Genomic DNA, 5,686 nt, shown 5'->3' on the forward strand with positions numbered 1-5,686 from the left:
TTTGGTTGTTTCACTATAAATGTAGAGATATCGAGCTTGATATAAGGCGAATTTACGACGAAACTACCAGTAAAATGCTAGTCGATAATCCGTTTTTTATCAAATATAAGTTAGAAAGTATAAATTCCAGCACTTACGGAATTTCTTTAGATGAGCTCTATAAGGTGCTTGGTGAAGCTTTAATAGAATATGGCGAAAGCGGTATACACGGTAGAAAGTTCTTGCCAAAAGAACACGAAGTCGTAACTTTCCTGCACGATTAAGAAAGTGCAAAAAATGACAAGCTAACAAAACTGATCAAAATTTAGCAGACATTGCAAGCAGCGAGGATGTGCAACGGTAGCGGCACCGATGACGGTGCGAGCATGAAAGAGATTTAACAAAACGTGGCGCTAGCCTTAAACGCGATATGTAAATTCAAAGCGAAATTTATCCAAAACCTAACCGTGAGCGAGCGCGAGATAAAATTTTACTCAAACGCCCAATGCGCGAGAATTCGCTAGCGGGCGCAGACTATTTGTAAATTTTAAAATTTCACTCAAATGCCGAGCGTAGATTTAGATGCGGAACGATTTGCAGTTCTGCGGGTGCCGTGAACTCTTTTTTACGCAGCTTTTCTATCGCTGCGCGCGCGATCATGGCGGCATTGTCGGAGCAAAATTTCATCGGCGCGAAAAGTATCTCGCAGCCCGCCCGCTCGCACAAATCTGTCAAAAGCCCGCGCAGGTGCAGGTTCGCGCTTGCTCCGCCCACGACGCCGAAGCGCGCAAAGCGCCGCAGCTCAAAGATCCGCTGCAATTTATCCAGTATGTGCGCGCACGCCGCATCCTCAAAGCAGCGCGCCAGATCGCGCATCGCCTGCTCATCCAGCTCGCCCGCCTCTTTTAGCTTCTCTATCTGCACGCGCACGGCGTTTTTAAGCCCCGAAAAGCTATACTCCAGCCGCCTGTCGCCCCTTAGCGGTACGGGCAGTTCAAACCTCGGCTCGCCGCCTTTTGCAAGCTCCTCGATGAGCGCGCCGCCCGGGTAGCCGAGACCCAGCATTTTGGCGATCTTATCGAAGCTCTCGCCGAAGCTGTCGTCGCCCGTGGTCGCTAAAATTTCGATACCCCCCGCCGCGTCGATATCCAAAACCATCGTGTGTCCGCCGCTAACGAGCAAAACGCCCATCGGGAATCGCGCCTCGCCGTGCAAAAACAGCGAGTAAATGTGGCCTATGAGATGATTTACGCCGATGAGCGGCAAATTTAGCGCGAGTGCGAGCGCTTTTGCCATATTCACGCCGCCGATCAGGCTCACGCTAAGCCCTGGGGTATTGGTCGCTGCGACGGCGCTAAGCTCGCTAAAATAGGGCTTTGCACGCTGTAAAATCCGCGGCAGCGCCTCCGTATGCAGCCTCGCGGCAAGCTCGGGCACGACGCCGCCGTATTTGGCGTGCTCGGCCTCCTGGCTTATTTTTTCGTAAAATTTCAGCTCGAAACTGCGCTCATCCATCACCGCGACCGAGCTGTCGTCGCAGCTGCTCTCAATAGCAAGTATCACACAAAATCCTTAAAATTTTTCGCTCATTATACTCAAAAATCGGCGCAGATGAAATTTTAAAATTTAAAACGGCGCGCTTTAAATTTTGTCTTTGTCGCGACGTACTTCCGCTCGCGGGGCAAAATTTTAAAATGCGTCGTTCGGCTCGGTCGCAGTTTGTCTGCCGCGGCGGATAAAATTTTAAATAGATGAAATTTTGGCAGTCGAAATTTAGCGGGCAAATTTAAAAAGGCCTTTGGATTTTAAAGCTCCAAAGGCCATTGCGATTAAATTTAGCGGCAAATTTAAAGGCTAAATTTCGGGCTCTTGCTCTTGTTTTTTCTCGCCGCTTGGGATCGCGGTGTCGTACCAATCGAGCTTGCGCGTAAAATACATTACCAAAGAAATCACCGCGAAGATCATCAAACTTCCCATTAATAGGGCGTAGTCTTCGGAATTTAAGATAACATAGAGGATCGCGTATGAGACGAGCTGAACGCAAGTGATGAAAACGCCCCAGCGCGCGCCTTTGAAAATCGCGCTTGCGTAGAAAAATACTATCGCGCTTACCGCGATCGCCGAGATAGCGTAGCTGATCGCAAAGCCGATGTGTTCGGAGAGCGAGAGCACAAGCAGGTAGAAAACGACGTCCTCAAGTCCTATTAATAGGTATTGGATCGGGTGGATGCGCTCGTGAGTATAAACCTCGCACAAAAAGATCGCTAAAAACGGCACCGCTAAGAATAACAACGCGTAATCCGTGCAGCGCTTAATCAGCGAGTAGTTGTTCACGGGCTCGATGAAGCCGATACTTACGGCGTCGTTTCTATCGTCGTAGCTGCGCCGGCTCGTCATCGCAATCTGCGTGTCTTGATCTGCTAGCCACGCAGGAGCAATGCCCGCGGCTAAGCCTGTAACTTCCCACGAAGCTTTAAAGCCGCTAGCGCTTACCTCGCGCGATTTGGCGATAAAGCCGCCGCCAAAGCTAGGCGATGACCAAGTAGAGCTAATTTCAAAACGGCTATTTTGTGCGATCGGAGCTAGATGAAGCGCCTCGCCGCCTTGGATTTTAAGCGTACCGCTGATGCTAAAATCAGACGACAGCGCGGAAGCGGGGAGCTTGTAGATTAGGCTTCGATCAAAAATTTTAGCTTCGGTGTTGCCGTGATATTGCTTAAGCTCCTTGCCGTTTAAGCTTAAAGCGGGGGAGGCGGTGAAAGATTTTTGATTGCCTACGCCGAGCACTAGCACGGCTTCGTCGAAATTTAGCCGCGCAGGATCGACGCCGAGCTCGGTATAGTTTATCGCCTCAAAGTCCGCCTTAAGCGCAAAATCGCCGTTATATATCGGAACGCGAAAAATCCCGCGCTTTAGATAGGTGGGGTCGATCTCCGCCGCGAGGGAGTAGTTTTTAGGCACGATGATGAAATTTTTCTCTACGCGCCTTTTTACGAGCTCGTTGTTGCTTTTATCTATCGCTTCGATTATCTCTGCGTAGGGCACGACGATCGCGAGACCCTGGATTTGCAGCTCGCCGCCCACCGGTGTGAGGATCGAATCCTGCGCGAGCTGCTTGGTTTCGGAGCGCGAGTAGGTAAGATTATCGATAAAGCTTAGTGGGATTAGCAGCAGCAAAAGCAGCACTAAAACTATGAACGGTTTCGTCCAAAATGCCCCGCGAATGGCATTTTTAGTAGAATTTAACAAAGGCTCTCCTTTTAAGTAGAATTTAAAACAGAATTTTAACGATGAAGAGTAAACGGACGGCGCTTTAAGCGGGAGGAATTTTATAAATTCTAAACGAACTTCGGATGTGAAGCGCTGCGGATATCGCTTTTAATTTTGGGGATTTTGCCGTAAGCTAGAATTTCATTGCGAATGAGAATTTTACGAGAAAAATTTTTGTTAGTAGAATTTAAAAGCTTGAAATTCTAAGTCTAAGAATTTCAAATTTACAAAGCCCTAGGAATTTTGAAATTCCAAAGGCTTTGAATTTTTAAAATTTCGCCGCTTTAGCGTGCAAAATTTCGTACCGTCATCTCGCGTAAGCTTTAAAATTTATACGCCACGCTTAGCTTGAAATTTCGTCCAGGCTCCCAGTCGATAGCATTTGAATCTCCGGTGAAATCGGTACTGCGCTGCGAGTGCGATGCGTAGGCTTTATCAAAGAGATTGTAAACGCCCGCGTTGATCTCAAGCCTTTTAAATCGCCCGCTATCCGGAGCGTAGGTCACATATAGATCGTGAACCGCGTAGCTAGGCACTTTTGTTTTTTCGTCGCTATTTGCGGAGGCTACGTTTTTGGAGTTGAAAAATAGTAAGTTATAGCCCAGCAGTAGATCTGCCGCAGAGATTGCGTACTCGGCATTGAAGGTGTATTTATCGCCATAGTCGCGGTAGCCGATGATGTTTGAGCTTAGATAGCCCGAGCCGCTGCGCACGCGGTCTTTATATTCTACGTGCTGGTGGGTGTAACCCGCAGCAAGGCTCAAATCATCTAATATCAATCTTGCGAAAAGCTCGACGCCGTCAATGTCCGCGCCGCCTGCATTAGCCCTGCATAAGGTATTTGCTGCTCCTCCCGGGCAGCCGATAACGCCGCCGCGAGCATTGTTATCTACGATGAGATTTTTATATTCCGTCCTGAAATACTTCGCAGTTAGGCTTACCGAGGAATTCTCTCCTAGCTCGCTTTCGTAGCGACCGCCTATTTCGTAGGCGTTGCCCGTAGTGGCTTTTAAATTTTCGTTAGCCATCCAGCTTAGCGGTCTGCCACGGCTAGTGCCCGCAGCCATCATGCTCTCCATTACGTCGGGTCCTCTAAATACTCGCGCATAGCTCGCAAATGCCCCAAATCCAGCGCCAATCTCGTAATCAAGCGCCAAGGCGGGGCTTACTTCGTCAAATTTATATTTGTAGCTAGAGATATTAGCGCCTCTGCCGTTATAAGTCTTTAGCTCGTGCCTTTCGTAGCGCACGCCGGGAGTTACCGTAAGCCCGCCGTAGCGCATAGCATCCTCGATATAAAAGCTATAATTATCGACCTTTTCGGGGCGTAGATTGCCGGGCTTAACGTAGTTTTCGGAGCGGTAGTAATCAAAGCCATAACGCAACGTATGCGCTAAATCGCCCGTTTCAAATTTACTCTTAGCGCCGATTTTGCTGCCTTTGGTCTCGACGCCCCATTTTACGTTCGTTGAAGTCGATCCGATGCGTTGATGTTTGGTGTAATATCCCGTGATGTCGAGTTCTAGCAAGTCGCTTGGATTATACGTGTATTTGATCGTGTGCGTATCGCGCTCGTATTTGCGGTTATCCAGCTGTCCGTTCAGCCAAGAGCCGAATTCCGGTCGCAGCGGATAGAGACCTTTATACTGCATATGCTCGGTAGATAGTGAAATTTTATGGAAATCCAAAAAGCTATAGCCCGCCTTGAATAGATAATTTATATCGTTGCCATCACCGCCCGTAGGTTTGCCATTGCCGGATTCGCCGAAGCCGTATCCGTAGTGCTTAAACGCAGCAAGCATATCTAGGCTATCAAACGCCCTGCCATAAAGCATCGCGCTTTGCGAATAGCCTTCGTTATTGCTTGTATAGCCCACTTTGAGCTTGGCGCCTATATCCTGACCCTTTTCGAGCAGGTCGTTGGCATCCACAGTCTTAAAAGCTACCGAGCCACCCAAGGCGCCCGAGCCGTTCACGACCGAGCGCGCGCCGACATCGATCTCTACGGCTTTGATAAGATCCGGATCGATTAGTAAATCGGCGTTGTGGTGGAAGGTATTGCCGTTTTGTTTCGCGCCGTCAATCGTGATATTTAGACCGCGATCGCTCACGCCGCGCATATAAATTTTTTGATTCATGCCGTTGGTGCCGCCCACATAAACGCCTGGGATGTCGCGAAATACATCTTTGATGAGCGTAGCGTTGCGAGTATTGATTTTGATATCATCCACGGTGCTAGGTGTGCTAGAATCGCTAGTAACTTCGATTACGTCCAGGCTTTGCCTATTTGAATCTTTGCTTTTGGATACGTCCGTAGCGCTTGATTTCTCGTCTGCTTGTGCGCTTAAGCAAAGAACTGCGCACAAGGACAAAGCCAGATGAAATTTTTTCATACGAAACTCCTAAATGATAATGATATTAAAAAACGGTAATTAAT

3 protein-coding genes and 1 pseudogene are annotated in these 5,686 nt (G+C 48.5%); 1 reads left to right on the plus strand and 3 read right to left on the minus strand.

What is annotated here, in order from left to right; translation table 11 throughout:
- Positions 1-263, plus strand: a pseudogene (locus Q0095_RS08425) (hypothetical protein); the annotation flags it as partial.
- A gap of 271 nt (positions 264-534) precedes the next feature.
- Here Q0095_RS08425 and tsaD read toward each other — a convergent pair.
- From tsaD to Q0095_RS08440, 3 genes are all read right to left on the minus strand, one after another.
- Entirely contained in the window at positions 535-1,542 is a 1,008-nt protein-coding gene (gene tsaD, locus Q0095_RS08430) for a tRNA (adenosine(37)-N6)-threonylcarbamoyltransferase complex transferase subunit TsaD (protein ID WP_297883093.1), read from the minus strand.
- A 291-nt stretch (positions 1,543-1,833) separates the two neighbouring features.
- On the minus strand, positions 1,834-3,228 hold the full coding sequence (creD, locus tag Q0095_RS08435) for a cell envelope integrity protein CreD (RefSeq protein WP_297883095.1): 1,395 nt from the start codon (positions 3,226-3,228) through the stop codon (positions 1,834-1,836).
- 344 nt (positions 3,229-3,572) lie between these two features.
- Positions 3,573-5,642 carry a TonB-dependent receptor gene (locus tag Q0095_RS08440; protein ID WP_297883097.1) on the minus strand — a complete coding sequence of 690 codons (2,070 nt, stop codon included), beginning with the start codon at positions 5,640-5,642 and terminating at the stop codon, positions 3,573-3,575.
- Positions 5,643-5,686: the final 44 nt, after the last annotated feature.

The sequence above is a fragment of the uncultured Campylobacter sp. genome (assembly GCF_938045535.1).
Classification (GTDB): Bacteria; Campylobacterota; Campylobacteria; order Campylobacterales; family Campylobacteraceae; genus Campylobacter_B.